The 26,488-nt window shown below is 47.1% G+C and carries 27 protein-coding genes; 21 read left to right on the forward strand and 6 right to left on the reverse strand.

The genetic code is table 11. The annotated features are described in order from the left end of the window. Positions 1 to 217: 217 nt before the first annotated feature. From PGL02S_RS00005 to PGL02S_RS00030, 6 genes are all read left to right on the forward strand, one after another. Positions 218 to 1,558, forward strand: a complete 1,341-nt coding sequence (locus PGL02S_RS00005) for a phytoene desaturase family protein (protein ID WP_157659630.1) — start codon at positions 218 to 220, stop codon at positions 1,556 to 1,558. Between the two features lie 37 nt (positions 1,559 to 1,595). Beyond that, positions 1,596 to 2,396: an RNA polymerase sigma factor SigJ gene (gene sigJ / locus PGL02S_RS00010; RefSeq protein ID WP_235187349.1), complete on the forward strand. Its 801-nt coding sequence runs from the start codon at positions 1,596 to 1,598 to the stop codon at positions 2,394 to 2,396. 360 nt (positions 2,397 to 2,756) lie between these two features. Then, positions 2,757 to 3,434 carry an amidase domain-containing protein gene (locus PGL02S_RS00015; RefSeq protein WP_244892263.1) on the forward strand — a complete coding sequence of 226 codons (678 nt, stop codon included), beginning with the start codon at positions 2,757 to 2,759 and terminating at the stop codon, positions 3,432 to 3,434. A 15-nt stretch (positions 3,435 to 3,449) separates the two neighbouring features. Further along, positions 3,450 to 3,974: a hypothetical protein gene (locus PGL02S_RS00020; RefSeq protein WP_036639511.1), complete on the forward strand. Its 525-nt coding sequence runs from the start codon at positions 3,450 to 3,452 to the stop codon at positions 3,972 to 3,974. 93 nt (positions 3,975 to 4,067) lie between these two features. After that, positions 4,068 to 4,541: a DUF4181 domain-containing protein gene (locus tag PGL02S_RS00025; RefSeq protein WP_231888060.1), complete on the forward strand. Its 474-nt coding sequence runs from the start codon at positions 4,068 to 4,070 to the stop codon at positions 4,539 to 4,541. Positions 4,542 to 4,566: 25 nt separating this feature from the next. Then, positions 4,567 to 5,016 carry a DUF1569 domain-containing protein gene (locus PGL02S_RS00030; RefSeq protein ID WP_036639508.1) on the forward strand — a complete coding sequence of 150 codons (450 nt, stop codon included), beginning with the start codon at positions 4,567 to 4,569 and terminating at the stop codon, positions 5,014 to 5,016. Positions 5,017 to 5,031: 15 nt separating this feature from the next. Here the strand turns inward: PGL02S_RS00030 and PGL02S_RS28470 are convergent, their stop codons facing one another. Then, positions 5,032 to 5,313 carry a hypothetical protein gene (locus PGL02S_RS28470; RefSeq protein WP_174806169.1) on the reverse strand — a complete coding sequence of 94 codons (282 nt, stop codon included), beginning with the start codon at positions 5,311 to 5,313 and terminating at the stop codon, positions 5,032 to 5,034. A 376-nt stretch (positions 5,314 to 5,689) separates the two neighbouring features. Between PGL02S_RS28470 and PGL02S_RS00040 the strand changes: the two genes are divergently transcribed. The 5 genes from PGL02S_RS00040 (at position 5,690) to PGL02S_RS00060 (ending at position 10,065) form a co-directional block, all read left to right on the forward strand. Beyond that, complete coding sequence (locus PGL02S_RS00040; protein ID WP_036639506.1) at positions 5,690 to 6,847, forward strand: type III polyketide synthase; 1,158 nt, start codon at positions 5,690 to 5,692, stop codon at positions 6,845 to 6,847. Then, the gene (locus PGL02S_RS00045; RefSeq protein ID WP_036639503.1) at positions 6,834 to 7,547 is read left to right on the forward strand and encodes a methyltransferase domain-containing protein; all 714 of its coding nucleotides are present in this window, start codon (positions 6,834 to 6,836) and stop codon (positions 7,545 to 7,547) included. Before PGL02S_RS00040 ends, PGL02S_RS00045 begins: the two co-directional genes overlap by 14 nt. Before the next feature lie 68 nt (positions 7,548 to 7,615). Beyond that, positions 7,616 to 8,767 carry an NAD(P)/FAD-dependent oxidoreductase gene (locus tag PGL02S_RS00050; RefSeq protein ID WP_036639501.1) on the forward strand — a complete coding sequence of 384 codons (1,152 nt, stop codon included), beginning with the start codon at positions 7,616 to 7,618 and terminating at the stop codon, positions 8,765 to 8,767. A 116-nt stretch (positions 8,768 to 8,883) separates the two neighbouring features. Continuing rightward, entirely contained in the window at positions 8,884 to 9,168 is a 285-nt protein-coding gene (locus PGL02S_RS00055) for a DinB family protein (protein WP_235187348.1), read from the forward strand. Positions 9,169 to 9,267: 99 nt separating this feature from the next. Continuing rightward, a complete protein-coding gene (locus tag PGL02S_RS00060; RefSeq protein WP_036639499.1) occupies positions 9,268 to 10,065 on the forward strand; it encodes a polysaccharide deacetylase family protein in 798 nt (265 codons plus the stop codon). A gap of 61 nt (positions 10,066 to 10,126) precedes the next feature. Here PGL02S_RS00060 and PGL02S_RS00065 read toward each other — a convergent pair whose 3' ends face one another. The 3 genes from PGL02S_RS00065 to PGL02S_RS00075 all read right to left on the reverse strand — a co-directional run bounded on the left by PGL02S_RS00065 (position 10,127) and on the right by PGL02S_RS00075 (position 12,124). Beyond that, a complete protein-coding gene (locus PGL02S_RS00065; protein WP_036639497.1) occupies positions 10,127 to 10,573 on the reverse strand; it encodes an OsmC family protein in 447 nt (148 codons plus the stop codon). Between the two features lie 208 nt (positions 10,574 to 10,781). Continuing rightward, positions 10,782 to 11,177, reverse strand: a complete 396-nt coding sequence (mscL, locus tag PGL02S_RS00070; RefSeq protein ID WP_006210093.1) for a large conductance mechanosensitive channel protein MscL — start codon at positions 11,175 to 11,177, stop codon at positions 10,782 to 10,784. A gap of 251 nt (positions 11,178 to 11,428) precedes the next feature. Then, the gene (locus PGL02S_RS00075; protein ID WP_306085055.1) at positions 11,429 to 12,124 is read right to left on the reverse strand and encodes a DUF1796 family putative cysteine peptidase; all 696 of its coding nucleotides are present in this window, start codon (positions 12,122 to 12,124) and stop codon (positions 11,429 to 11,431) included. Positions 12,125 to 12,504: 380 nt separating this feature from the next. On the opposite strand from PGL02S_RS00075, the gene PGL02S_RS00080 reads away from it, so the two are divergent. After that, positions 12,505 to 12,879 carry a VOC family protein gene (locus PGL02S_RS00080; RefSeq protein WP_172964053.1) on the forward strand — a complete coding sequence of 125 codons (375 nt, stop codon included), beginning with the start codon at positions 12,505 to 12,507 and terminating at the stop codon, positions 12,877 to 12,879. Between the two features lie 199 nt (positions 12,880 to 13,078). Then, positions 13,079 to 14,200 (forward strand): NAD(P)/FAD-dependent oxidoreductase, encoded by a 1,122-nt coding sequence (locus tag PGL02S_RS00085; protein WP_036639488.1) that lies wholly within the window; start codon positions 13,079 to 13,081, stop codon positions 14,198 to 14,200. 247 nt (positions 14,201 to 14,447) lie between these two features. Here the strand turns inward: PGL02S_RS00085 and PGL02S_RS00090 are convergent, their stop codons facing one another. Further along, positions 14,448 to 14,939, reverse strand: coding sequence for a DUF2798 domain-containing protein (locus tag PGL02S_RS00090; RefSeq protein WP_036639563.1), 492 nt, complete (start codon positions 14,937 to 14,939; stop codon positions 14,448 to 14,450). A 477-nt stretch (positions 14,940 to 15,416) separates the two neighbouring features. Here PGL02S_RS00090 and PGL02S_RS00095 point away from each other — a divergent pair, with 477 nt between their 5' ends. Together PGL02S_RS00095 and PGL02S_RS00100 are read left to right on the forward strand one after the other, a co-directional pair. Next, on the forward strand, positions 15,417 to 18,596 hold the full coding sequence (locus tag PGL02S_RS00095) for a bifunctional cytochrome P450/NADPH--P450 reductase (RefSeq protein ID WP_036639484.1): 3,180 nt from the start codon (positions 15,417 to 15,419) through the stop codon (positions 18,594 to 18,596). A gap of 273 nt (positions 18,597 to 18,869) precedes the next feature. Continuing rightward, positions 18,870 to 19,247, forward strand: coding sequence for a winged helix-turn-helix transcriptional regulator (locus PGL02S_RS00100; protein WP_036639479.1), 378 nt, complete (start codon positions 18,870 to 18,872; stop codon positions 19,245 to 19,247). 25 nt (positions 19,248 to 19,272) lie between these two features. Here the strand turns inward: PGL02S_RS00100 and PGL02S_RS00105 are convergent, their stop codons facing one another. Further along, positions 19,273 to 19,821 carry an NAD(P)H-dependent oxidoreductase gene (locus PGL02S_RS00105; RefSeq protein ID WP_036639477.1) on the reverse strand — a complete coding sequence of 183 codons (549 nt, stop codon included), beginning with the start codon at positions 19,819 to 19,821 and terminating at the stop codon, positions 19,273 to 19,275. Positions 19,822 to 20,032: 211 nt separating this feature from the next. On the opposite strand from PGL02S_RS00105, the gene PGL02S_RS00110 reads away from it, so the two are divergent. The 6 genes from PGL02S_RS00110 to PGL02S_RS00130 all read left to right on the forward strand — a co-directional run bounded on the left by PGL02S_RS00110 (position 20,033) and on the right by PGL02S_RS00130 (position 26,322). Continuing rightward, the gene (locus tag PGL02S_RS00110) at positions 20,033 to 20,707 is read left to right on the forward strand and encodes a response regulator transcription factor (protein WP_036639475.1); all 675 of its coding nucleotides are present in this window, start codon (positions 20,033 to 20,035) and stop codon (positions 20,705 to 20,707) included. Then, positions 20,704 to 22,077 carry a sensor histidine kinase gene (locus PGL02S_RS00115; protein WP_036639473.1) on the forward strand — a complete coding sequence of 458 codons (1,374 nt, stop codon included), beginning with the start codon at positions 20,704 to 20,706 and terminating at the stop codon, positions 22,075 to 22,077. The genes PGL02S_RS00110 and PGL02S_RS00115 overlap by 4 nt, the downstream gene beginning before the upstream one ends. A gap of 315 nt (positions 22,078 to 22,392) precedes the next feature. Beyond that, positions 22,393 to 23,373 (forward strand): alpha/beta hydrolase, encoded by a 981-nt coding sequence (locus PGL02S_RS00120; protein ID WP_036639471.1) that lies wholly within the window; start codon positions 22,393 to 22,395, stop codon positions 23,371 to 23,373. Positions 23,374 to 23,500: 127 nt separating this feature from the next. Then, positions 23,501 to 24,973: an alpha/beta hydrolase family protein gene (locus PGL02S_RS00125; protein ID WP_036639469.1), complete on the forward strand. Its 1,473-nt coding sequence runs from the start codon at positions 23,501 to 23,503 to the stop codon at positions 24,971 to 24,973. Continuing rightward, positions 24,970 to 25,143 (forward strand): hypothetical protein, encoded by a 174-nt coding sequence (locus PGL02S_RS27970; RefSeq protein ID WP_155984599.1) that lies wholly within the window; start codon positions 24,970 to 24,972, stop codon positions 25,141 to 25,143. The genes PGL02S_RS00125 and PGL02S_RS27970 overlap by 4 nt, the downstream gene beginning before the upstream one ends. Positions 25,144 to 25,356: 213 nt before the next feature. Next, a complete protein-coding gene (locus PGL02S_RS00130; RefSeq protein ID WP_036639466.1) occupies positions 25,357 to 26,322 on the forward strand; it encodes a DUF4097 family beta strand repeat-containing protein in 966 nt (321 codons plus the stop codon). Positions 26,323 to 26,488: the final 166 nt, after the last annotated feature.

Raw genomic sequence — 26,488 nt, forward strand, 5'->3', positions numbered from 1 at the left:
TTATATCAGGAACGTTTTCAAAGAATGAGGTGTTCATCATGTAATTCCAGCATGCATTACAATATGTCAGACGAATGAGAATACATAGACCTGGAGCTGCCGTGTAAATCGGGGCTTTTTTGGCTTTATGCTAAAATTTTTCGTGATTTTAAGAATTGGTTTGTAACAAATGATCGCCTCCAATTGTCTTAACTATAAAATTGAAGAGGTGATGAAGGTGGATCAATGGGATAAAACCTTTGACGTTGTCATTATAGGCGGTGGGCTGGCAGGTCTAACTGCCTCTATTTATTTAGCGCGGTCAGGTCTCTCCGTTCTTCTGGCCGAGAAATCGAATCGGCTTGGGGGACGCGCGATGACGGTGAAGAAGAAAGGGGCGGCCTTGAATCTGGGCGTGCATGCTTTTTACCAGGATGGGGAAGGGGAGGCGGTGTTGAATGAGTTAGGGGTGAAGCTGATTGGAGCCAACCCTCCTCCGCGCGTTGCGGGCATCTGGAATCGTAAAGTGTATGACATTCCTACGGGCCCTGTAAAGCTGCTTACCTCACGTTTACTCTCGTTATCCGGCAAGGCCGAGCTCGTTCGGTTCATGATAAAGCTTGGGAGAATCAAAACGGGGCAGTTGGAACGTCTGACGTTAAGAGAGTGGGCGGAGCGGGAAATTAACGACCCGATGATCCGGCACATCGTCTACTCGATCTGCCGATCCAATTCCTTCGTGCCCGATCCCAGCCTTCATGGGGCAAGAGAGGCTGTACGTCAACTGCAGCGTACGTTTGCGGGTAAAGCGTTTTATCTCGATGGGGGATGGGTATCGCTCATCAACGAACTGGAAGCGCAGGCTTCACGAGCAGGCGTTGTCATGGCAACCGGACTGGGTGTTGCTGAGGTTGTTCAACACGAGTCGGCGTGGATCGTTCATTTTTCAGACAACCGAACGACTACTGTTCCAAACGTGATGATGACAGGAAGTCCTGAACAAGCATGCAAGCTGGTAAGGGGCGCGGAGAAGACGAGTCTGCTCCGTTGGAAGAACGAGACTCGGCCCATGGCAGCTGCCTGCCTGGATTTAGTGCTTCGCCGGCTTCCGAATCCAAAAAACCGATCTTACATTGCCGGTTTCTGGCTGGATGCGCCAATTTTTTATAACAGTCCTTCATCTGTAGCCAGATTGAATGATGATGGAAGCTTTATCATTCATCTCGTTAAGCAGCTTGGTGAACACGCTGGGAATCCGCAGGATAATGAGCAGCAGCTTGAGGCAGCGATGGATTTAATGCATCCGGGATGGCGAAGCGAGGAGATTGCGCGGCAGTATCTGCCAAGAATTACGGTCGTTCATGATTTTCGTTCCACCGACAAGAGTGATCCCCCTCCGGGTCCGGCAGTACCGGAAGTGGAAGGGTTATATGTGGCAGGAGATTGGGTCAGCCATGGAGAAGTATTGGCAGACGCCGCGTTCGCAAGCGCCAAACGAGCGGCACATGCTATTATTAAACGCAATGATGATGAACGCAGGACTGGGGTGAGCCGCAATAGAAACCGAACATTGGTATAACGAATGGAGGCATCTGCTATTTTCTTTGTCATATCAGATGATGGGCAGTGTTATGGATGCTGAGGACATCGTGCAGGACGTATTTCTTTCGCTTGAAGAAGGGGACGGTACGCAAATTCGTAATGCCAAATCCTATTTGTGCAAAATGACGGTCAATCGATGTCTCAACAAGCTGAAGTCGGCCAGCAGGCAGCGTGAGACGTATGTTGGTCCCTGGCTTCCAGAGCCTTATGCAGCAGTTAGCGATGATCCTATGGATCAGTACATTATTAAGGAGTCACTAACAACCGCCTATTTGCTCCTTCTGCATCAGCTTTCAGATATGGAACGAATCGTATTTCTGCTCCGAGAGGTATTCACCCTGCCGTTTAGCGAGATCGCCATGATTGTTGACAAGAGCGAAGGAAATTGCAGACAGATTGATTACCGGGCACGCCGAAGTTTGGCGCAGCAACCGGAAACGCGGTCTGAGGTGAGAGCTGTGGGTGTGCGTCATGTCGAGACCTTCATTCAGGCACTTGCAACGGGCAATATGAATCTACTTCTGGATATTCTGAAGGTCGATGCCACTCTATACACCGACGGCGGTGGAAAAGCGCAAGCCGCTCTCCGGCCGATTGTCGGTTCCAAAATCGTCGCTCGCTATTTCGAGGCGATTCGGCCTAAAGTACCGCAGGATTTCGTATGCGAGCTTCGTGAAGTGAACGCTCTTCCGGGTATTGTTATCAAGACGGGTCCCTTTACATTTTCGGTTATTTCGATACAGATTGAGAATGATCTTATCTCCAATGTTTATATTGTCATGAATCCCGAGAAGCTGCTTCATTTTAATCTGTAAGATGCAATCCCCAAAAAACTGGTTGAAGAGGCCCTCAGCGATTTTGCTGCAAGGGTCTCTTATTTCATAATATCTATCTATTAATGGGAGAGGAATAAATATTTAGTAAAAAATTACAATTCAGTATAACTTTTCTCTGTTTATAAGCGTCTATATTACAAGAAGGTCAGTTGTGCCAGGTTTCAGCGGGAACATCTTAAATGTGAGAATTCCAGTTGTCCTGTTACAATATAAAAATTTTAGCACTCTTTGCTTAAGCTAAGGGTAAGGCGGACAACTCGTGATTACATAATCGGATTAGCTTTACAATTAGCTAGACTGAGAGTCACGGGAGGGGCTGGATTTTAGTTGAAACGAAAGTTGAAGTCAGCATTTGTTGCCACTGTTGTTGCCTGTTCCACGTTATTAATGTCTACACAAGCTTTCGGAGCAGAAGTCATGTTCACGAATTCCACAAGTACCAATAGCTCGTTTGACCGCGGCGGCGCCGCCGACTATGCAGAAACATGGGCAACACAAGCGAATCCTAGTTATGCTAATTATGGGAGTAACAGCGATGGAGGAGATTGCACTAACTTTGTATCCCAAGCATTGTATGAAGGAGGCGGACTGCCATTTAATGGAACCAAAGGACAGAATAGAAATACGGTGGATTGGTACTATTATGGCCCTCATGTTCCGCCGTCTACAAATCCAAGAACTTCTTCTTGGACGGGGGCACATCAATTCAGAGAGCATTTTGCAGTTATAAACGACCAAGGTGGAAAGAAGGCCTACAGGGCAACCAAATACACGTCGCAGGAATTAAGCAATAACTTCCAACCCATCTACAATGAGTTGTTTCGGGGAGATATTGTCCAACACGTGAATTCAGCCGGACATACGATCCATTCACAAATGGTAAACGGTTATGGACCTGGAAACGATCTCAAGGTTGCACAACATTCTGTTAGCAATGGAACATGGAACAAGGATATCTCGTTAAAATCTTATGTCGCTTACGGTTCGTGGATCGTATCCATCAAAATCAAAAGCTAAAGGAGCTGAGAAAAGTTGAAGAAAAACACGTGGATCATTCTGTCTGTCTGCAGCGTTTTGGCCATTGGAGGTTTTACATGGGCTAACATGAACGCAAATAAGGTTGATGCAAACAGTCCGAACCTGCAAGAGAAGGTTTCCTATGCACACGAAAGCTATGAAGCACAGAAAAAAATTGCGGATGCACCTGGAGCCACAACAGAGGATGAACAGAAGCTTAAGGAGCTGGAGAGCAGGGCTGGTGAATTAGACAATGAACTCCATCCACAAAGCGCCCTTGATGAATTTAACGAAGTTTTTGCAGGTTATAAAGACCTGTACGCAATTGAAAGTGCTTATTATGCGGACCAGCAGAATTCTGAAGACCCGCTCGTGCAGCGAGTTTTGAAAGAGCTGGAGAAAAAAGGAGAACTGATAACTCAATTTGAAAACCTGGCCACAAACCAGGCATTGAACAAATCTGATGCTGGCGAATCCCTATTGAATCAGTTCATGGCAGCAACAAGTGAACTGAATCAAGAGTTGTACCCGGAACAATAACTTGCCTGCAGATTTACAGGCCTTTCTGCGCGATTCGCAGTAGATGCAATATCTAGTGGTTCTGGTTCCATTATGCTAAGATGAGAGTTGCTCATGTTGGGTTCTGCTGTACAATGGGTGTGTGATAACTCCCATTGTACACCAATCCAGCATGGGCCTTTTGTTTTCTTACGTGTCGCAGCGTTTTTTTTGAAATTGAAAAGAGGGATGGCGTTAATGGAAGGCTTGTATTCATTCATGCTTCTTACGATTATGGTGGTTCAATGGATCCAGTATAAGGTCACGGATGTTGGGGAAGAAGAAATGCGTGATACACCTGGGTATAAACGGTATCTTATTGGTTCTTGGATTTTAATGATTGTAATCATAGCATTAATATGGATGATCGATCGAAGCGAACCTTATCCGTTATGGCCGTTCTTAGTGACCTTGGCCTTCTGCTTTCGTGGTTACATGGAATGGAAGCATATTCCGGAAGCGAGGCGCCACCGGGTTTCCATGATATTGGCAACAATCTCATTTTCGTTCACAGGGTTGATGATATTAATCCTTTTGTTAAAATATTAATTCTGGATTATAGGGGCAGGGAACCATGAAAAATATATTCAATCCTACGGATATGACCGAAATACTGAACCGAATAGATCGTTTAAGCCCGCTGTCACAGCCGCTATGGGGAAAAATGAATGTAACGCAAATGCTGGCTCACAACTCCGCGTTCCAAGACATAGCCAGCGGCATCACGAACCTGCCAAGAGGCTGGTTGGGTATGGTCGTTGGAAGGTTTGCGAGGCCTGTTTTATATAATGAGAAGCCAGTACCCCGTAATATGTCCAGCATTCCGGAAATATTGATTGCAGATCCAAGAGATTTTGAAACGGAAAGAGAACAATTGAAGGAGAAAATTATATTATTCCAACAAAATGGACCTGAGAAATGCACATCGCATCCCCATCCATTTTTCGGTAAACTGACCCCGGAGCAGTGGGGAAAAGGAATATACAAGCACCTGGACCATCATCTGAAACAATTTGGTGTGTAATACATAAAAAAACGCTTACTCGCGAGGTGATTTGGAGTGCTGGTCTGGATCATTCTTCGCCAGCTTCTCCACTTGATCGAGCACGAATATCGCATCCCCCACCCAGACCTTATTCAATTGATCCAAATACTCGTAGCCGCTATCAATAAGCGGAGAGAAATAAACCACGCGTCCATCAGGGATCAATACCGATAACAATATACCCGTGACTTGCCAGCTGCTCGATTTGGAAGGTGTTCTGGTTCTTGACGCCGTATCCGAGAGTTCAGCTCCTTCTACGGCACGCGTTTTGATCAAGCCAAATGTTTTTGAATAACATTTTAGGCATATGAAGCGCTTGGCTGTATCCATCTTCAAAAATATCGGGGTAAGCGTCGTAAGGTGCCTTGTTGCCTTTGGCCGATGGGCTGGCCGGATACCAGATCTGTACCATTAACTCACGCTTATCGTCAGGTTCCGCGGTGTTCAATTCCTCTCGCATCTCATCCTTCCAGTCATAGAGGAAGCAGGAGTTGGGGCGCTAGTTATCCTTGAGAGGTTATAGCGCATGGTTTGAATTGGATATAATTCGCCAAGTTCGGGTTATCCTAACCTCAATGAGTCTTGAACGCGTTCAAAATGCCCGGGGAAGGGTAATCATGAATAATTCCAAGACAATGCAGGAGGTTTGAGCATGAAACAAACAAACGGTATGTCCGATGCTGCGATTCTCGGGATGGGTACGGCATTGCCGAAACATTCCGTAGCACAGTCGGATATTGCAGAATTAATTGCATCTACGCTGCAGAACAGATCCGATCTGGCGCGCTTCGCCCGAAGAGTATTCAGATCCTGCGGTGTCGAGACACGCTATACTTGCGAATCGAACTATCTGGATCCATTGGAAGCATGCCGTTATCTGCCTTCCCATGACGAGTCAGCCGTTCCGACAACAGAGGAAAGAATGGATAAGTACAAGAGAGAGGCACTCCCGCTTGGCTTAACAGCAGCCGAGAAGGCTCTGAAAGATGCCGACATGGCACCGAATCGGATTACACATCTCATTACAGTCAGCTGCACAGGTCAATATCAGCCGGGCTTGGATGTTATGCTGATTCGGCATTTGGGACTGTCTCCGCGCGTCAATCGTCTGCCGCTGATATTTCAAGGATGCGCCGCTGGACTTAAAGCGATCCAAATGGCGCGAGATGTCGTTCAAGGAGCTCCAGGGTCGCAAGTACTGGTCGTATGCGTGGAGCTTTGTACTCTTCATTTTCAGCCGGTGAAGGAGAGAGAAGCGTTATTTGCAGCCTCTTTTTTCGGAGACGGCGCCTCCTCCTGTGTCATCGGCCCTCCTGAATCTCATCACCAGCATTATCTGAAGCTGGGTTCAGGTTATTCTGTTCTGCTGCCGGATTCAACGGAGGATATGACATGGGAGGTGGGCAATACCGGTTTTGATCTCTTTTTATCTCCCCGTATTCCGAAGCTGCTCGGTGCTCACCTGGAAGAAGAGCTGCGTGTATTGCTGGAGGGGGACAAGCTCCCTGAACTCTGGGCCATCCATCCCGGCGGACGGGGCATTGTGGATTCCGTGCAGGAAGTTATGCACTTAAGCGATGAGCAGACCCAATACAGCAGAGAGATTTTAAGAACCGCGGGCAATTTGTCATCGGTCACCATTATGTTTGTATTGAATGCCATGCGCCAGGACATGAAGGCGCAGGATCAGACGTTCACGGAAGGTGTAGCCATGGCCTTCGGACCCGGCCTGACAGCAGAGCTCATGCGTTTTAACTATGTAAAGGCTTACTCGTCATCGGTTAAGGAGCAGGACCATGTCCTTCTTTAGAGCTTTGTCCTCGCGGGCACAGGAAGAAGAGCTTATGGATGATTTCTCCATGGGAGGGGAAGAGCTGAGCGAAGCACTTCAGCATTTAAGGCGGCTGAACAAAATATTCGCGGCACCGGGACCCACCCTGGCCGGTGTGGAAAAGTTATGGAAAACGATGGGTAGTCCTGGAACCCTTAGTGTTTTGGATGTGGGTGCGGGATCGGGCGATGTTAATCAGAAGCTGCTGCAATGGTCGGATCAACAGGGCATCGAGCTAAAAATAACGCTTGTCGATATGACAGAGGAGGCATGCGACGAGGCCAAGCAGCTATTCCGGGATGAGCCGAGGGTTGATGTACGGCGTGCTGATGTCAAGGAACTGCCGGCTGCATCGGCAGATATCGTGACCGGTTCCCAGTTCGTCCACCATTTTATCGGGCAGCAGCTGATTGATATCGTGTCGCATATGCTGAGAGCCTCGGTTCATGGAGTCGTTATCAGTGATATCCATCGCCACCTGGTACCCTACACGGCCGTATGGATTACTACGCGGATGATTTCGCGCAATCGTTACATTCGGCACGATGGTCCGCTTTCGGTTGCCAAGGGCTTCAAAGGAAGGGATTGGAGAGAGTTAAAGAAGCAGCTTAACCACGAAACGATGACCTACGAATGGAAGCCTTTGTTCCGTTATTCCGTCGTGATTCCAAAATCATAAGACGAAATTGTCACCTAATGAGTAAAAGGCAACGTGCTAATGAAAGAGTGAAAAGGTGGTGTTCATACATGTCGAAGGAAATGGATGTCATCGTCATCGGAGCAGGAATTGCAGGCAGCAGTTGTGCGCTGCAGCTTGCCAAGCAAGGTCACCGTACTCTGCTGCTGGATCGTCAAGAATTTCCACGCCATAAGACCTGCGGTGAATTCATGTCACCCGAGACCAGGGAAATGCTTGAATACTTGGGTATCCATCTGCTCGGACATGAGGTTAACCCCGGCACCATGGAGCATGCCAGAATCATCATGCCTCAAGGCGGCGAGATAACAGCTCCATTACCCGGGCAAGCCTATGGTATCAGTCGTTATGTTTTGGATGCTCTATTGCATGAGAAGGCATTGGAAGCGGGTACGCATATTGCCACCAAAACAACCGTAATGAATATTCAGAAGGTGGAGCATCAGATGTATGAAGTAGAAACGAGGCAGGGGAATGAGCGTTTTCGATATCAGGCTAAAGCTGTAATCGGCGCATATGGTACAAAAAAGCCTCGTGGCGTTACGGCTTCCGATGATAATCGGGATGATACCGTATATGTTGGTGTGAAATCCCACTACAGCGGAATTACGCTGCCTCCTCGGGTCGAACTGTATTTTTGCGAGGGTGGTTATGTCGGGATGTCGCCGATCGAGAATGGAGCGGTCAATGTTGCCGCATTGCTGACACTGGACGCAGTACAAGGGAGCGGGAAATCGGTTCCGGAAATTCTGCACGCTGCTTCCCTGACGAACGGAAGACTAGCCCAGGGAATCGCCGCTGGGACGCCTGTTCCAGGAACCCAGGTATCGATTGCACCGCTCCACTTGTCGGACACGCCAGAGCCATGGTCTGAGTATCCGCATATCGGGGATGCACTGCTTATGCTTCCGCCTCTGTGCGGGGACGGGATGTCCGTTGCACTGCGATCTTCGCTGTTGTGTTCTCACTGGACCGACAAGTACCTCAGGGGAGAACTCAGCTATCTTGATTGGCAGAAGGAGTATACCAAGGAGGCCAATGATACCTTTACGCAGTTGCTTCGAAGGGCGAGAAGAATTCAGAAGTTCGCTTTTGCCAAAACCAATCGGTTCTACCCTGGCATTACACGGATGATTCCTGGACTGGCATCCTATTTAGTGAAAGCAACCAGGTTATCCGAATCAGGCATGAGTACACGGTAAAAGCCGCGTTTTAGCGGCTTTTTTATTTTTTTATTTTCATTTGCCGCCGAAGAGTTTCACTCGCGACCTGCTATGAAGGGACTTCACGTGCATCACGACTCTGGAGTTGGTGGTCCATGGTTTTGGATCATTCGTTTGGCAATGGATCCTTGACTCGTGAAGAGGTCCTGTCTATGGGGAACATACAAGAGACCAGGGATAGGATTAACCGGTTAAAGGACGAATGGGAGCGTGAAGTGGCTGGGTTACCGGGGGAAGCGCTGCTTTCCATGGAACGAACACGATGGCCCTTCGAAGATAGGCCATTCCATGAGCTGCTCGCATGGCTCAATATTGAACTTATGAAAAATGCGGCCGAGATCGGTTACTGCCGGTTCCTGTATGCTGTTAGCAAAAAATGATACAATTCATGGACCCATTACATCGTATAATGAAAATGAAATCGGTGCGAATGGAGATGCCTCGTGCCAATAAGAATTGATTTTTAGGGAGGTTCTTGAATGCGCATACAATATGATCGGTTTCCGGGCGGCGCAAAAAAAGCATTGACGCTTAGTTTTGATGATGGGCGTGAATATGATCGGAGATTGGTAGAAAAGCTGAATGATTACGGGATACGCGGTACGTTTCATTTAAACAGCGGAACACTCGGGAAGGAGGGGTATATCGATGAATCGGAGGTGGAGTCTCTTTATCGTGGACATGAAGTGGCTGCGCATACGGTGGATCATCCCTTCCTGGACCAGACGCCTTTGGAGCAAGCGATAGAACAGGTTGTGGAGGACCGGAAAAGGCTGGAATCGCTGGTCCATTATCCGGTAAAGGGAATTAGCTATCCGTTTGGCACTTACAACGATCAATTGGTCGGCCTGCTGCGTTCCCTTGGCATCGAATATGCCCGCATAGTAAACAGCCACGGCTTATTCCATAAGCCGGATGAGTGGCTTCGCTGGCATCCGACTTGTCATCATATAGAGATGGTGGATTATGCCGAGAAGTTTGTACATATGGAGCAGAGATTTTCACGGATGGCGATTCTGTACGTTTGGGGTCATAGTTATGAATTCGAGAATGATCGGAATTGGGATCTGGTTGATCGATTCGGAGAGAAGATTGCCGGTCGGGACGATATCTGGTATGCCACGAATGCTGAAATTTTTGCTTATTGCCGCGTACTGGAACAGCTTCGCTTCTCAGCGGATAGCCGTATGATCCATAACCCTTGTGCTCAGACCGTCTGGGTTAGTGTAGAAGGAGAGTCGCTGGAAATAAAAGCGGGTGAGATCACGCGGTTTTAAATGTAGCGAATAAGGGCTGTCATGTTGCTTCGTGCAACTCTGCAGCCCTTTATGTATTCTTCTAATTTTCAATAACGACGCGATTCCGTTTGAGCTTCACCGGTTCGGCAATCGTATCGCCCACAGGGCATTTGCTCTCCAGAAATTCCACAAAGGCCTCGACCTTTTCAACTGGCGAAGGAGTCTTGATGTAAAAAGTGTATCGAATATCGGAGTATCCGGGGCGTACCTCGGATCGGTTGAAAAATCCGTCAAGATCCAGGTCACCTTCCACATCTACCCTGAAATCCTCCAGAACTACATCGAATTTAGAAGCATAAACCCGGGCGACAATGGATTGGCATGCCCCAAGGGAGGCAAGCAATGCTTCGACAGGATTCATTCCGGTGTCAGTTCCTCCAAGGCTTTTTGGCTCGTCAATAACCAATTCAAATTGTCTTACTTGGGTCACAACTCGAACGCCTTCTTCTAAATGGGCAGTTGCTTTGAATGTTTGAACATTTGGCATGCTTTTACACTCCTCTTTGTGAGAACAGTCTCAGTACGGATAGGCAGGTTCTCCATTATTTTAATATATACTATTTAACTAGGTATAGTGAGGATTATAGGTTTGGAATCATCAACTGTCAACACCAATCATGGGTGAGGGAGAGTGAAGCCATAAAAAAAGAGAGTGCTCTCGTAGTTAACGAAAACACTCTCAGCAGTTGCAGAGCTTAATTACCCGTTTGGTTCTGCTGCTTCAGTAAATCGCGGATCTCGGCCAACAACAACTCTTCCTTGGAGGGAGCTGGAGGCTCTTCGGGCTTTTCCTCTTCTTTCTGTTTAAAACGGTTGAGCATACGAATGAACAAGAAGATCGAGAAGGAGACAATCAGGAAGTCCACAACCGTTTGAAGAAATACGCCATATGTCAGCGTTGCATCTCCGATCGTAGCCTTAAGCCCGGAGAAATCCACTCCGCCAAGCAGCAGCCCGATTACCGGCATAATGATATCACTCACCAACGAGGATACGATTTTGCCGAAGGCAGCACCAATAATAACCCCGATGGCTAAATCAAGCACATTTCCCTTGAGCGCAAAGGTTTTAAATTCTTTTAACAAATTCATTTTATTCACCTGCTTTTTAATCCATAATGTGAGGCATGTACCATTTCGCCACTCGAATTATCCTATCAGCAACTTGCCAATTGCGCAAGATCAAAATGGCAGAAAACTGTAACGTTATCAGGCAAATTCAAAGCCTTTTCTTGAATGATGAACTTAAAAAAGCTGTCCGCTATTCGGGGGTCAGTCCCGTCCCCCCCCATTCAGCGGCAGCTTTTTATCTTTCCGGTAACCTTCTTATTATAGTTCCGCTGTTACATCCCCCAGCGATTGGTCAAACGGAGGCCATCAAGCGCATAATTCCAAATGGATATATCATTCGGGCGGCTGTCCGGGACCTGCAGCGTGCAAATACCGTCCATTCCCCAATCGATTTCTTGTACATTCTCCAAATCGAGAAGAGTTTGAAGGAAGAGAACATTACATGTGCCGCGAACTAACGAAGATAACACCGCATGCAGCTCGGCTGCTTCGTCGGCGGTCACTTCCCCCCACCTGACAAATAAAACGGAGTCGCTATGTTCAAGAATTCTGAAGAATCGATCGATGCGATGATTGAGTCTTCCTCTGTAAACATCGTACGAATGCATCCAATCCTGGTTAGGCAATACGGGGAAATCATGCACGGATATGATGTTATACCGGGTATCCAGAATAAAATGGGCATCTTGATACACCTGATTTCCTTCAGACAAAACAGCGACTCCATCTTCCAACAAAGCCGAAGTACCCTTGGTCTTCTGCAGCTGTTCCAGATCCATAAATCCAACGAAGCGATTGTCCAATAATCGGCTGACATCCGAAATCGAGTTGGATATCATCCAGTCCAGCGGGAAGGCAAACCTTCTCAGTCCACGTTGCCGCAAATAAAGCGAAGGTCCGCACCAACTGCCCAAGCCGATAATTACATCGTAAGCACCCTTGACGTTTTGCAGTTTCAAATTCGTCACCACACTCTCTTGAACATCTAATCTATCCTATGCGGCTTGCTATCACTTCGCTTAGATGTTCACAGGTAAGAGGGAGCCCATTCTTATAGGGATTTCTGTTATTTTTGGTCAAGTACGGATGCGTGAACTCTAATTTTGTAGAAATTTATAAAATGCGCAATTCATAAGAAACTATGACGTTCTGTACATGCTATAATATTCAGGTAGTGACACAGGCGAGTTAGAAAGGGTAGACTGCCTGGCGTATGCGGGCTTGGCATTTATGAGGAATGATACTATAGAACCGAACTATCACAACAGGTATCAGAAACCACTACGATGGAGAGAATTAGGAGCATTGGATATTGGATATTCATTTTACATAAGGGAGTGGAAAGATGATGATTAGCCAACTTGGACAAATTATGTTGTATGTGAATAACCAGGATGAGGCAGTGAAGTTCTGGACAGAGAAGGTAGGATTTCATGTCATTTCCGAAGAAAGCAACGATCAGATGAAATGGATTGAAATTGCTCCTGCAAAGGGCTCGGAAACCAGCATCGTGCTGCATGATAAGGAACTTGTCGCTAAATTCTCGCCTGGCGTAAATCTGGGGACGCCTTCTTTAATGTTTTACACGGAAAATTTCGATGGATTAATGAGTGACTTGTCGAATAAGAATGTCAAGGTCGGTGAAATTGTAAATTTGCCTTCCGGCAGAGTCTTCAATTTTGCTGATGAGGAAGATAACTATTTTGCCGTAATGGAAAAGTAAGAGGTTGAAAAAATATAACGGGTATCTGTATAAGAGGCTCGTCCGAGTTCAAGAGTATAGAAGTATGAAGAAGTCGCCGGGATCGGCGACTTCTTTTATGTTCAACGATAATGGTGGTGCGCAGGAGCACACGCTGCCATTATACTTTCAGACTGTATTCGCTATAATGGATACAGTGATTTAGGAAAGGGATGTAATTATGAAGAAAGTCATCATCATCGGATCAGGGATCCTGGGGGCATCAACAGCATATCAGTTAGCGAGAATGGGAGCAGAGGTCCTAATCATAGATCGTCAGGATCAAGGGCAGGCGACGGATGCTGCGGCTGGCATTATCTGTCCCTGGCTATCGCAAAGGCGCAATCAAGCTTGGTACCAGCTGGCTAAGGCCGGTGCGCGTTTCTATCCCGGGTTGATCCATGAGCTGGAAAGCGAAGGAGAGACAGATACCGGCTATGCTCAGGTTGGTGCTCTTAGCATTCATGCGGATTTGGACAATATCAGAAAGATGGAGGAGCGGGCACATCAACGAAAAGCAGATGCTCCGGAAATCGGTGAAATCACCCGGTTGAATGAAACAGAAACCCATGAGCGGTTTCCCTTGCTGGCAGAAGGTTATCAATCGGTTCATATTAGCGGTGCTGCAAGGATAGATGGTCGTGCGCTGCGTGATGCGTTAATCCGATCCGCGCAGAGAAACGGGGCTGTCCTGATCAGCGGGGATGCCTCACTGGAGTATCAGGCAAACCGAGTAACGGGAGTAACGGTCGGGACGGATCGTTTCGCGGCTGACCAAGTCATTGTTTGTGCAGGCGCTTGGGCAAACCAACTGCTCCAGCCCCTAGGTATTCATTTTAAGGTGAGTTATCAAAAAGCTCAGATCATGCACGTGAAAATTCAGGGTGAGCAAGAGACAGGCAGCTGGCCTGTAGTCATACCGCCTACAGATCAATATCTGCTCTCTTTTGATAAACAGAAAATCGTGATAGGCGCGACCCATGAAAATGAAATTGAAGGTTATGATACTAGAGTAACGGCAGGCGGTATGCAGGAAATCCTCAATAAAGGGCTTGAATTAGCACCGGGTTTAGCCGACAGCACTTTTCAAGAGGTCAGGGTGGGTTTTCGTCCGTTTACGCCCGGATTCCTTCCTGTGATAGGCGTTGTTCCGGGCTGGAAAGGGCTTATAACGGCAAACGGACTTGGAGCGTCCGGACTCACCATGGGACCCTTTATAGGAAGCCAACTGGCAAGGTTAGCACTAGGAGACACGCTCGATATTGATCTACATGACTATGATCTGCGAAAAGCGATGGATTGATAGACTAAGGCATCAGACAGCTACTGGCATTGGGCCAGCGCTTCCTTCTCATATCGGCTCTGTAGTGTAGGAAGAGGATTTAGCTCGTGTTTATCGAATGGATATAGGTAGATGATAACGAATTAAGGAGGCTGACGCTATTTTTCTTCTATTAGCTCTCATTGGGGTAATCCAATTTGTGAGCAGTGGTTAGTAGCCGCCCAACTGGGCGGCTTTTTACTATTAAGGAGCGTTAGTGACAGTCAGCCTAGACGGTAGTCAAAGATTGCTTCAGCCGACTCGTTTTAATTTTACCGAATAAGAACCGTACGAGCGGTCCCATGATCAGGAGCTGAAGCGGGAAAGCAAAAACAAAATTTTTCAAGAATATGGCGAAATAACTTCCAAGCAAAGGCTCTCCTGCGAGGTGATGGGAAAGGTAAGCTGAAACTAATCCATACATAGACATAAAGAAAACCATCCCCGTCACCATACAGAATGACATTGCCAATATCGTAATCATTTTACCGGACTTATGGCGCGTTATCGAAAACACGATTCTCTGTGCTGTTGGACCGACTATAAACAGTTCTAGTAAGAAGGCAATGATAAAGCCCAGTACGAATTGACTGATTATGGCGATGAATGAAACTTCACCAATTAATCCGTTCGTGATTACATTGTAGGAGGTCATCACGATGACCATCCCGATGCACATCATCAACCCAAAATAAAAATGCTCTTTCTTTGTTGCTGGCAATTTCATCATCCTCTCTCATTTACCTTTGTAATTATAGAGATGAGGGAAAGTCTCTCGTAAGTGACAGATTTGTGAACATTTTCTGTAGCCGGATACCAGGTGCGCACTATGAGGGCGATCATCAAGGTGTCTTTTTTTGTGTTTTCCTATAGAACAGCGGATGAATTAATGGGTATTGAATAGTCCTAAAGTTTCAATAATGGAGCATATTCTGGTTGAAAAGTAATATAAAGGAGGAGCAGAAGCCTCATGGAATTATGGACCTGCGGCTGATGTGCGGGACAATCATATCGTGATAGGGTAAGAGGCAGGATAAGACCACCATTGTAAGTGAAAACAGCGATGCGCGTCGGATCCTCCTTTTTTATCAAAAAATGACCGAATTACGATTATGGTCAATCAGTATTGTCTGTGCTTCATTCAGCCCTATCCAAGGGCAAATACAAAGAGAATTATGGGATAATGGAGGGAAAAACCATGACACAAACGACACCGGTGCCTCAACCTAAAACCTACGGACCGCTGGGTAATCTGCCCCTGCTGGATTCAGCGGCTCCGATCCAATCGCTTGTAAAGGTCGCCTCGGAATTCGGGCCGATCTTCCAATTTCAGTATCCCGGGGGGCGCAAGGAACTGTACGTCTCCGGCCATGAGTATGTTAAGGACGCGTGTGACGAGAAGCGTTTTGATAAACGAATCTGGGCACCACTGCAGAATGTCCGCCCCTTTGCGGGGGATGGATTGTTTACGAGCGCGACGCAGGAGCCCAATTGGAAAAAAGCGCATAACATCCTGTTATCCAGCTTCAGCCAGCGTGCGATGCAGGGATATCATACGAAGATGATTGATATTGCCATGCAGCTTATCCAGAAATGGGCACGGCTCAATCCGGATGAAATAGTGGATATTCCTACCGATATGACACGCCTGACACTCGATACAATCGGCCTGTGCGGATTTAATTATAGGTTTAACAGCTTTTATCGCGAAGACAATCATCCATTTATCGACAGCATGGTGCGTTCACTTGATGAAGGCATGAACCAGCTTCACCGGCTGGGCATTCAGGACATGTTCATGATTAAGAAGAAACGTCAGTTTCAGGAGGACATTCAGTCGATGTTCTCGCTTGTGGATGAGCTTATTCAAGAGCGCAAGGCGCATGGCGGCGAGGAGGGAGATTTGCTGGCGCACATGCTGGAGGGCGTGGATCCTGATACAGGCGAGCGGCTGGATCATGAGAATATCCGTTATCAGATGATCACATTTCTGATCGCGGGGCACGAGACCACAAGCGGGCTGCTTTCCTTCGCGATCTATTTTCTGATGAAAAACCCGGATAAGCTGCGCAAGGCGGTAAGTGAGGTGGACCGCGTGCTGAAGGATCCAGTTCCTTCGTATAACCAGGTGCGGGAACTCAAATACGTCCGCATGGTTCTGAGCGAGTCACTTCGGTTATGGCCGACTGCGCCTGCCTTTTCGTTATCTGCAAAAGAGGATACCCGTATCGGTGGAACCTATCCCATTAAGAAAGGGGATAGTGTGACGGTGCTGATTCCCGGACTCCATAGAGACGCGCGCGTATGGGGAGACGATGTGGAGGCATTCGAACCGGAGCGCTTTGAAGATCCGAGCAAGGTGCCGCATGACGCGTACAAACCGTTTGGCAACGGACAGCGTGCTTGTATCGGCCAACAGTTTGCACTCCAGGAGGCCACCTTGGTGCTCGGGTTGGTTCTCAAATATTTTGAACTGGTCGATACCCAGCATTATGAGCTGAAAGTCAAGGAGACACTGACCCTGAAGCCGGATGCATTCCACATTAAAGTCCGTAACCGTAAGGGAGGGGCAGCCCTCTTGATTCCAGGAAGTGTTGCTGTGCCCGAACAGGAACAGAGGGAATACGCCCAGTCCGACAGGATTGCGGATAACGCTCATCATACGCCGCTGCTCGCGCTGTACGGGTCCAACTTAGGCACGGCTGAAGGCATTGCCAGAGAAGTGGCTGATGCAGCCAAGTACCATGGATTCGACAGTCAGGTAGGTGCACTGGACGACTTCGCTGGAAATCTTCCGAAGGAAGGCGCCGTTGTGATTGTAACCGCCTCTTATAACGGTCAGCCGCCTTCCAATGCCAAGGCTTTTATGGAATGGCTGGAGAATGCGGATGAATCCGAAATACAAGGCGTTCGGTATACGGTCTTCGGCTGCGGGGACCACAACTGGGCCAGCACCTACCAACGGATTCCGCGCCAAATTGACGAGCTGCTGGCAGCTAAAGGGGCACAGCGCTTGCTTGCGCGCGGTGAGAGTGATGCGAGCGGCGATTTTGAACGTGAAGTTGATGAATGGACGGAACATGTATGGCCCGATCTGATGCAGGCGCTGGGACTGCCAGTCACGGCCAGCAGCAAGCCGAAGCGCAGCGCCTTGTCTGTCGAGTTCGTCCAGGGAGGGGCAGCCGTTCCACTGGCAGCAACCTATCATGCCGTCACTGGACACATCGCGCACAGCCGCAACTTGCAGCATGCCGATAGCGGACGCATCACGCAGCATATCGAAATATCGCTGCCGGAAGGAACGAACTATGCAGAAGGCGATCACATGGGCATACTCCCAGTTAATCCGGAGAGTCTGGTGAAGCGTGTACTCCGCAGATTCCACTTGGATGCCGCGGCACATCTGGTCTTGTCCGTTCAAGGAAGAAGCAGCGCCCATTTGCCGGCAGGGGTTCCCGTGCGTCTGGACGATCTGCTGCATCGCAGCATCGAGCTGCAGGAGCCGGCCACAAGGGCTCAGATTCGGGAGATGGCAGCCTGTACGGTATGCCCGCCGCATGCCAAAGAGCTGCAGAGCCTGCTTGCGGAAGACACTTATCAGACCGAGGTACGGGCTAAACGTCTCACCATGCTGGAGCTGCTGGAACGGTATGAAGCCTGTGAGTTGCCTTTTGAACGCTTTCTCGAGCTGCTGCCAGCACTCAAACCGAGATATTATTCGATTTCCAGCTCTCCGAGGGTCAGCTGGACCCAAGCGAGTATCACAGTCAGTGTCGTGCGGGAAAGCGCTTGGAGCGGTTATGGGGAATACCGGGGCATTGCCTCCAATTATTTGAGCCAGTTGGAGACGGGGGCAGAGGTGTTGATGTTTATCCGTTCGCCTGAATCGGGCTTTGAACTCCCGAACAACCCAGCCACCCCGCTCATTATGGTCGGGCCCGGCACCGGTGTGGCACCGTTCCGGGGATTCATTCAAGCCAGACAAATCCTTCGGGCAGAAGGACAGAAGCTGGGTCCCGCGCATTTGTACTTCGGCTGCCGGAATCCGGAGCACGACTACCTCTACCGAGAGGAGTTTGAACAGGCAGCCAGAGAAAACCTGGTAGCTCTTCATACTGCCTTCTCGAGAGTGGAGGGTACGGAGAAATGCTATGTCCAGCATTTGTTGAGACAGGATGGGGAAATGCTGCTGTCACTGCTGGAGGATGGAGCGAGAATGTACATCTGCGGTGACGGCTCCCGGATGGCGCCTGAAGTTGAACAAACGCTGATTGCATCCTATCAGGATAAATACGGCGTGGACGCGGATGAAGCTGCCTCCTGGTTATCCAGGCTGGAAGCGGAGGGCCAATATGTAAAGGATGTTTGGGCAGGTTGATCTCCGCTGCGAAGGGCAATGGCTCTTGACTACGAGACGAGGCAGCCGAATGCGGTTAGTCAAGGACAACAACGAACAGGTATATGAAGCCGCGATATTCGCGGCTTTTTTTGCTAAACTGAAAAGGAGGAAAAAAGTTCGGAAGAATAAGGGATGCTGCAATTTCTCGGTTATTTTTGTGATAAGATTAATTCTCGACAGGGACCCGTGCTTTGCGGTTAGTGCCAGTTCATCTTGTCGATATCGAAACGATTCAGAAGGAGAGTGTAACTTGTGAGCGAAACCTGTGTACCGACGGGCGTGGGTGTAAAAGAGACCGGCTTTGGATATACGTTGTCCTTAATCGGCGGTAAGTACAAAATGATCATTATGTACTGGCTGTCTGAAAATAAAGTGATGCGTCATAATGAGCTGAAACGAAAAATCGGCACCATATCATATAAAACGCTAAGTGTCATGCTAAAAGAGCTGGAGGCGGATCATTTAATCGTTCGCACGGAATATCCCCAGGTCCCGCCCAAAGTGGAATACACATTATCAGAACGCGGACTTACGCTCATTCCGCTGTTAAACATGATGTGTGAGTGGGGAGAGAAAAACAGCAGCCTGCCACTGGATGCTGCGCAGCGGCAGGCTGCAAATTTGTGTTGAACATACGGCTGGATGAGAGCGATCTTTACAGGCTGTCAATAAAATTTAAGTACTCTCGCACATTTGTCTCCAGATCGCTTGAAGCCGACTCATCATTTACACCAGGCTCCGTTTCTTTACCATAATACGCAAAGAACGAGCGATAATTCGCACGGCAGTATAGGAAGGTTGTTTCGAATGGTGTCAGTAACTGTTCGAGTGTATAGCGATATTTTCCCTCTTCACGGTAATCCTCTTCTTTGATCCCGGCTGTTACAGCCAAAGCCGTTTTGCGATCCTTTAATTTATCTCCTCCACCTGAACCATAAGCCCAGCCGTAAGCAAAAACATCGTCAAGCCATTTCTTAAGAAGTGGCGGACAATTGAACCAATAGACAGGGAACTGCAGGACGAGGCTGCCATGCGTTTCAATTAATTGCTGCTCTTTCTCTGCATCAATGTTTCCGTCAGGGTACGCCTTATGCAGTTCGTGTACCGTATATTTGTCCGGATATTTTTGGAGTTCCTCCACCCACCGCTGATTAATGATGGATGTTTCTATGCTTGGGTGTGTGACGATTACAAGTGTTTTCAATGATTTGTCCTCCTTCAGGATGATTACTTCCTGAGTATAATGGGTGGACTTCGAATACGTAAGTATGCACTTTTACTACAGGTACTTACCAAAAGGTGAGTGTTACTCTAAACTCTAGTATTTATCAATGATCCACGCTTTTAGGTTTTAAATTTATTTATAGTATAATGGTGATTACTCTACAGGATGGATAAAGGAAAAGAGGGACTAGATGCCTACGATACTGGTTGCTGACGATGATCCGAACATTCGCGAGCTCGTCTGTTTATTTCTGAGAAACGACGGCTTCACAACGGTTGAAGCACGGGACGGCAAGGAAGCACTGGCCGTTTACGGTTCAACACCCGTCGATTTGGTCGTGCTCGATATTATGATGCCAATTATGGATGGCTGGACGCTGTGCAAGGAGCTGCGAAGAGCCAATCTGGATCTTCCGCTGCTTATGCTGACTGCAAGAGGTGAGACATGGGAGAAAGTGAAAGGATTCGAACTGGGAACGGATGATTATTTAACGAAACCGTTTGATCCGTTGGAGCTCACGGTTCGTGTCAGAGCATTACTGAAGCGATACAAGATTGGATCCACCCAGACGGTCCACTTTGGCAACATCATCCTGGATCGGCAGACATACAAGGTGACGAGAGGGACAGAGTCGCTCACGCTGCCGCTGAAGGAATTCGAGCTGCTCTATAAGCTCGCTGGAACACCCGGACAAGTCTATACGCGCGAGCAGCTGATTGATCAAATCTGGGGAATTGATTATGCCGGAGATGATCGAACGGTAGACGTACATATTAAACGCCTGCGTGAACGGTTCGCGGAAACGCCCGATTTTCGGATCGAGACGGTGCGCGGTTTGGGGTACCGGCTTGAGGTTTACGAATGATCAAAACGTTATATATTCGTGTGGTCCTGACATTTTTGGTCTCTGTCATCGCCGGCACGGTCATTTCTTTTTTTATGTCTACTTTAATATTCGAGGATAAACTGAACGAAAATGCTCGGATCAATTTGCGTAACTTCGCCCAAGACATCGTGCAGATTTACAAGATCCTTCCATTACATGAAGCGGATTCATTCGTAAGCGGAATGAAGCAGCTCGATTCCTATCATATTCGAATTTACGAAGCATCGGGACAGTTCCAGTCCTATGGTAAGTATCATGAAGATCAGCCTGCCGCTGTGTCGACGGAGCAGCTGCAGAAGGTATTGGGAGGAGGCGTTGTTCAGGACACTCCGAATGGTATTGCTACGGTCCTCTTAGGGCTGCCCTTGAAAACGGAAATGGGAACGAAAGCGATGTTTCTGGAAACGCTCGCCCCACCATCCTCCTCTTTTGTTGTCAAGTGGGCATTGATCTTTGCATCTTGTTCGTTGATTGTAGGGAGCATCTTGATTTTGATTGCTTCTATATTCCTAGTTAGACCCATCAAAAAACTGACAAAAGCGACCAAGCGAATCGCCGCTGGAGATTTTAACGTCAAGCTTAATATCAAGCAAACAGGGGAGCTCGGGACGCTGGCCCGCAGCTTCGAGGACATGATGCGTGATCTGCAGCAGTTGGAGCAGATGCGCAGGGAATTTGTGACAAACGTGTCGCACGAGGTTCAATCTCCGCTCACCTCGATATCGGGGTATGCTCAAGCGCTGAAGCAAGTCAATCTCGCCGATCACGAACGAAGTCGTTATCTTGATATTATCATCGCTGAGACAAAGCGGATATCCAAAATGAGTGATAGCTTGCTCAAGCTGAGTGTGCTTGAATCGCAGTCACAGCAGCCCCGGCTGGTCACACTCAGTCTGGATGAACAGATCAGAAGGGTCATTGTGGCCCTCCAGCCGCAGTGGTCTGCCCGCAATATTCATTTTGAGCTTGAGCTGCAGAATGTGAAAGTAACGGCTGATCATGACCAATTGAATCAGGTGTGGACAAATATCCTAAGCAATGGCATCAAATTTTCCAAGGATGGCGGCGGCGTGATTCACGTCAGCATCAAGCTGGATGTCAAAAATGTAATCGTCCGAATCTCCGATACAGGCATTGGGATTCCTCTCGAAGACCAGAAGCGCATATTTGAGCGTTTTTTCAAGGCGGATCGTTCTCACAGCCGCAAGTATGATGGCAGTGGTATGGGACTTGCTATCGTTAAACAGATTGTATCGCTTCATCAAGGTGATATCGTTGTGGAAAGCGAAGTTGGTCAGGGAACGACCTTCATCGTTTCATTGCCAATCACTCCACCCACCGATATTTAGACATACAGGAGAGATGAATGTACAGAACAGAATATACACTGGATTATGGTTTAAACCGAATTTTCAGGCCACGTTTCACATACAAGCTTCCTTGTATGTGAAACGTGGCCTTTTTGTTGTTAGTTCATACTCCGTTCATATTGTCGTCATGGTGAGGACATCTTGGTTGGTTAGGCTTGCATTAACGGCTTGTTACGGCCATTAAACAGATGAGCATAGGAGCAGACACACAATCGTTATAGCCATGGAAATCCAATGAGCCGCAGCAGCAATGAATGATTCACGACAAACAGTTCAAGACAGGAGAAGATGAGAGTGACGCAACCAGAGGAAAAGAAAGCGAAGAATGGATCGAGGGCCAAGAAAGTACGTAACATTATACTTAAAATATTAGGAGCAATCGTAATCGCCATTGTTCTGTTTCTAGGTATTGTTTATATCACGAATGTGATCAGTAGCAACTCAGAGGCGAAGAAGATAGAGCCATACGGCCAGCACGTGTCTGTAGACGGGAAAAATATGAATGTGTACATTCAAGGAGAAGGCAAGGAAACAATCGTGCTTCTTCCCGGTTATGGAACAGCAGCACCAGCGCTAGATTTTAAGCTGCTTATTGATGAATTATCTCCATTTTACAAAGTTGTTGCAGTTGAGCCTTTCGGCTATGGATTGAGTGATGGAACTGAAAAAGAACGAACCGCAGAAAATATCGTAAGTGAAGTTCATGAAGCTCTACAGCAGCTTAATATTAACAAATATATGCTTATGGGCCACTCCATTGCAGGCATTTACGGCATTGATTATGTGAACAAATATCCGGATGAGGTAACTGCATTCGTCGGAATTGACAGCAGTGTTCCAACACAACCGGGTATTGATGCCAAATTACCTACAAAAATGTTCGGATTTATTAAAAAATCAGGTCTCCAAAGATTAGTGGTTAAATTTGGTGGTGACCCTTATGCTGGACTCCCATTTGATGATCACACCGTCGAGCAGATGAAAATGCTGTCAAATAAAAACTCAAACAGTTCCACGATGTTGAATGAGATGGATCATATTTCTTCTAATTTTAAAGGGGCTCAAGGTTTAACCTTCCCCAAAGATCTTCCTCTTCTTCTCTTTGTACAAGGGAATAATGAAGACGTACAAGGATGGATACCTCTGCATGAAGGGCAGATCAAAGACTCGGTACATGGAAAAGTAATCATCATGGATGGATCCCATTATTTGCACCATACCAAATTCAAGGAAATCGCTGAAAACGTGAAAACTTTTATGAAAGAAGCAAAATAAGTGTACGGGGTAAGCTTCATCCGCGATTTTGCAGATGTCAATTAGTGATATGAAAAACGTCCTTTGGGACGGTTTTCCACAGTTTGTCCAATTCGGCTGATATCCGTAATGAAAGAGAGGGTTACATATGAGATTATTTGAAATACTTTTAGTTCTATCCTGTTTCGCTTTACTCGTAGATCTATTGTTTATTAAAAGAAGTGCAAAGAAAACAGGATTGGGTTTGGCTATAGGAAGTAGCGTGATATTTGTAGTTCAATTGTTGGTTGAAGGATACAGATGGCAATTACTTTTGGTATATATCATGACAGCTCTATTCATACTCATCGTTTCATTCAGGCATTCAGGTAAGATGGTGAATCTAAAAATAGGAAAGCTGTTGAAATATAGTTTATCTTCCCTAATCGTCATTCTGCTTGTTGGTTCTACCGTCTTGTCTGCATACTTACCTGTTTTTGATTTGCCGAAGCCTGATGGCCCAGAGAAAGTGGGTACTCAAACCTTTCATTTTACGGATCAAAACAGAGATGAAGTCTTAACTGAAGATCAAAGCGATAAGAGGGAGCTAATGGCTCAAGTTTGGTACCCTACTGAAAATAGGAATAACAACAAGCGTGGAACTCTTTTTCCAAGTGATACAGAAATGTTCAAAAAGTATATTCAGAGCTTCTCTACTTCTTTAAAGCTGCCCGCCTTTGTGCTCGACTACTGGAAGTATAATAGAACCAACTCTTATGAAAATGTAGAAATATTGCCTTCTACAAGCCCTTATCCCTTGGTACTGCTATCTCATGGCATGGGAACCAGTAGAGTTTTACAGGCATCACAGGCCGAGAATCTGGCCAGTCATGGTTTTGTCGTAGTCACAATCGATCATACGTACAGCACCTTTGCTACCATTTTTCCGGATGGCCGTGTAACGGATTATAAAACAAAGATGACAACCATAGATGATCGTACAAAAATCGGGAATATATGGACAGAAGACGTAGAGTTTATACTAGATGAAATCGAAAAGCTGAATTCAGGTGCAATTGAAAGTCAATTTAAAGGGAAGATCGATTTAAAAAACATAGGCGTGATGGGGCATTCTTTTGGGGGTGCAACGGCGTTTAATACAACTTATTTAGATCAAAGAGTCAAGGCCGGGGTCAATATGGACGGGTCACTAAATGAAGTGGAAAATAGAGATGATATAAACAAGCCGTTTATGTTCATCAGATCGGGAGGTTTTAAAGACTGGTTAGTCAATTTTGAAAATGATAGAAATTCGGATAATGAAGTCAATAAATTTCTCTCAGATGAGCTGCACATTATGAAAAATGTTATCGAACATGGGGGAAATGTGATTTATGTAGAAGGAACGCAGCACTTCAATTTCACGGACCTTCAATTCTATTCGGAGTTAATTAAACTGTCGGGGATAACAGGAGATATCAATGGTAAAAGAGGATCAAGCATTGTTAATCAATATGTACTCGATTTCTTTAATAAACAACTAAAAGGAACGGGTGGAAATCTGATTCAGGGACCGAGCGACATGTATCCAGAGGTGAAATTTATAGACCCGGAAGAACTAAAACATTTAAACTCAGAATGAGAAATACACTTCAGGTCTATCTCAATGCCTTTGCAGTATATGACCAGACGGGTATTTGTAATTATCACACCGTGGTCAGCGGTAAGAATGAGGTCATCTTGCCAGAGAACGGACGTATTGTATTTGCAGGTGAGGCTGGCTCCCAATTTGAAATTTCATTAAACGAGTAAGAATATGGGAAAACACAAGTGAAGATATCTTTACATTAGAAGTCGCGAGAAATCGCGGCTTTTTTCCGTTTGCCTGCGGAACTGGACTAAAGTCGGGGCTCCAATCTCATTCCCAGGCCTAATGTTAGCACTCTTTCAGGGTGATATACTGAACAGGACTTCGGATTTGCAGCGGAAGTGGAATCGTAAAGATGGAAGGACTGGAGATACGTTATGCAGAAAAAAACAGGTTTGTTGATCGTTGCGGTGGGTGTGCTGCTGCTGATTATTACGATGAACCCGATAAAAATCTTTTCGGGTATCAACTTCGGCTTTTCATTGGATACTCAAGAAATCAGCGAAGGGCAGACCTTCGACGCGAACGATTTCCGTCACTTGAACCTTCACACAGGAAGCAGTGATATCCATTTCGTTCAAGGGAATACCGATCAGATTAAGGTTAGCCTAGACGGAAAAGTAAGTCCAAAGTGGGCGGATCAAGTGAAGCTGAAGGCAGAACCAAACGGTGATACGCTGGAGCTTGGGATAGATGTACCCCAAGGTATCGACGTGGGCGTACGGATCATGCATCTGGATCTGACGGTGGAGCTGCCGGAGAAACAATGGGCATCCGCCGAGATTGACAGCAGCAGCGGCGATATCGAAATCGCGCGATTGCAGGGAGATTCGGTTACGATCAAGGCAAGCAGCGGTGATGTCGACGTGCAGCAAGTGAAGGGCGGCGAATGGGTCGTACACACCGGCAGCGGTGACATTAAAGCCGAGGAGATTGCTGCTGATTCGATCCTGTTGGAGTCAAGCTCCGGCGATATATCGGCCGAACGCTATGAGGCTTCGGAGTTAAGCTTTCAGAGTGGCAGCGGCAAGGTCGAACTGAAGGACGGAGAATCAGCGATACAAGGAAAAACGGGATCCGGAAGTATACTTCTTGAAGCGGACGGGATCATGCATGAAACCGATCTTCGATCAGGCAGCGGCCGTGTGACCATCGATCTCGCTAAAGAGCCTTCCTCGCTGGAAGTTGATTTTGAAGGAAGCTCCGGCAATTGGGATTTGAAGTGGGACGGAATCCGTTATGAGGGTAATGACCAAGACGAGAACCGATTAAAGGGAATGTTCGGCAATGGCGGCGTGATATTAAAGGTTCGCACAGGGTCCGGAAATTTCATATTGAAATAACGAATGAGTGCTCATTTGGTTTGCAAAAAAGTAGAGACATCCGGGATCGGATGTCTTTTTTGCTCGCATGGAATCGACAGCAGCCCGTATAATGGAGAGGGTTTCGCCCTAAGCCTGACGCCATCGAAACTCCATCCGAGAAGAATACATTCTTTGAAGGATATGG

Source organism: Paenibacillus glucanolyticus NBRC 15330, from assembly GCF_004000885.1.
In the GTDB taxonomy this organism is placed as follows: Bacteria; Bacillota; Bacilli; order Paenibacillales; family Paenibacillaceae; genus Paenibacillus_AQ; species Paenibacillus_AQ glucanolyticus.

Coding starts and splice junctions, on each gene's coding strand:
- sigJ (WP_235187349.1), top strand. CDS start 1,596: ATGATGGGCAGTGTTATGGATGCTGAGGACATCGTGCAGGACGTATTT.
- PGL02S_RS00025 (WP_231888060.1), top strand. CDS start 4,068: ATGTTGGGTTCTGCTGTACAATGGGTGTGTGATAACTCCCATTGTACA.
- PGL02S_RS00030 (WP_036639508.1), top strand. CDS start 4,567: ATGAAAAATATATTCAATCCTACGGATATGACCGAAATACTGAACCGA.
- PGL02S_RS00040 (WP_036639506.1), top strand. CDS start 5,690: ATGAAACAAACAAACGGTATGTCCGATGCTGCGATTCTCGGGATGGGT.
- PGL02S_RS00045 (WP_036639503.1), top strand. CDS start 6,834: ATGTCCTTCTTTAGAGCTTTGTCCTCGCGGGCACAGGAAGAAGAGCTT.
- PGL02S_RS00050 (WP_036639501.1), top strand. CDS start 7,616: ATGTCGAAGGAAATGGATGTCATCGTCATCGGAGCAGGAATTGCAGGC.
- PGL02S_RS00055 (WP_235187348.1), top strand. CDS start 8,884: ATGGTTTTGGATCATTCGTTTGGCAATGGATCCTTGACTCGTGAAGAG.
- PGL02S_RS00060 (WP_036639499.1), top strand. CDS start 9,268: ATGCGCATACAATATGATCGGTTTCCGGGCGGCGCAAAAAAAGCATTG.
- PGL02S_RS00065 (WP_036639497.1), bottom strand. CDS start 10,573: ATGCCAAATGTTCAAACATTCAAAGCAACTGCCCATTTAGAAGAAGGC.
- mscL (WP_006210093.1), bottom strand. CDS start 11,177: ATGAATTTGTTAAAAGAATTTAAAACCTTTGCGCTCAAGGGAAATGTG.
- PGL02S_RS00080 (WP_172964053.1), top strand. CDS start 12,505: ATGATTAGCCAACTTGGACAAATTATGTTGTATGTGAATAACCAGGAT.
- PGL02S_RS00085 (WP_036639488.1), top strand. CDS start 13,079: ATGAAGAAAGTCATCATCATCGGATCAGGGATCCTGGGGGCATCAACA.
- PGL02S_RS00095 (WP_036639484.1), top strand. CDS start 15,417: ATGACACAAACGACACCGGTGCCTCAACCTAAAACCTACGGACCGCTG.
- PGL02S_RS00110 (WP_036639475.1), top strand. CDS start 20,033: ATGCCTACGATACTGGTTGCTGACGATGATCCGAACATTCGCGAGCTC.
- PGL02S_RS00115 (WP_036639473.1), top strand. CDS start 20,704: ATGATCAAAACGTTATATATTCGTGTGGTCCTGACATTTTTGGTCTCT.
- PGL02S_RS00125 (WP_036639469.1), top strand. CDS start 23,501: ATGAGATTATTTGAAATACTTTTAGTTCTATCCTGTTTCGCTTTACTC.
- PGL02S_RS27970 (WP_155984599.1), top strand. CDS start 24,970: ATGAGAAATACACTTCAGGTCTATCTCAATGCCTTTGCAGTATATGAC.
- PGL02S_RS00130 (WP_036639466.1), top strand. CDS start 25,357: ATGCAGAAAAAAACAGGTTTGTTGATCGTTGCGGTGGGTGTGCTGCTG.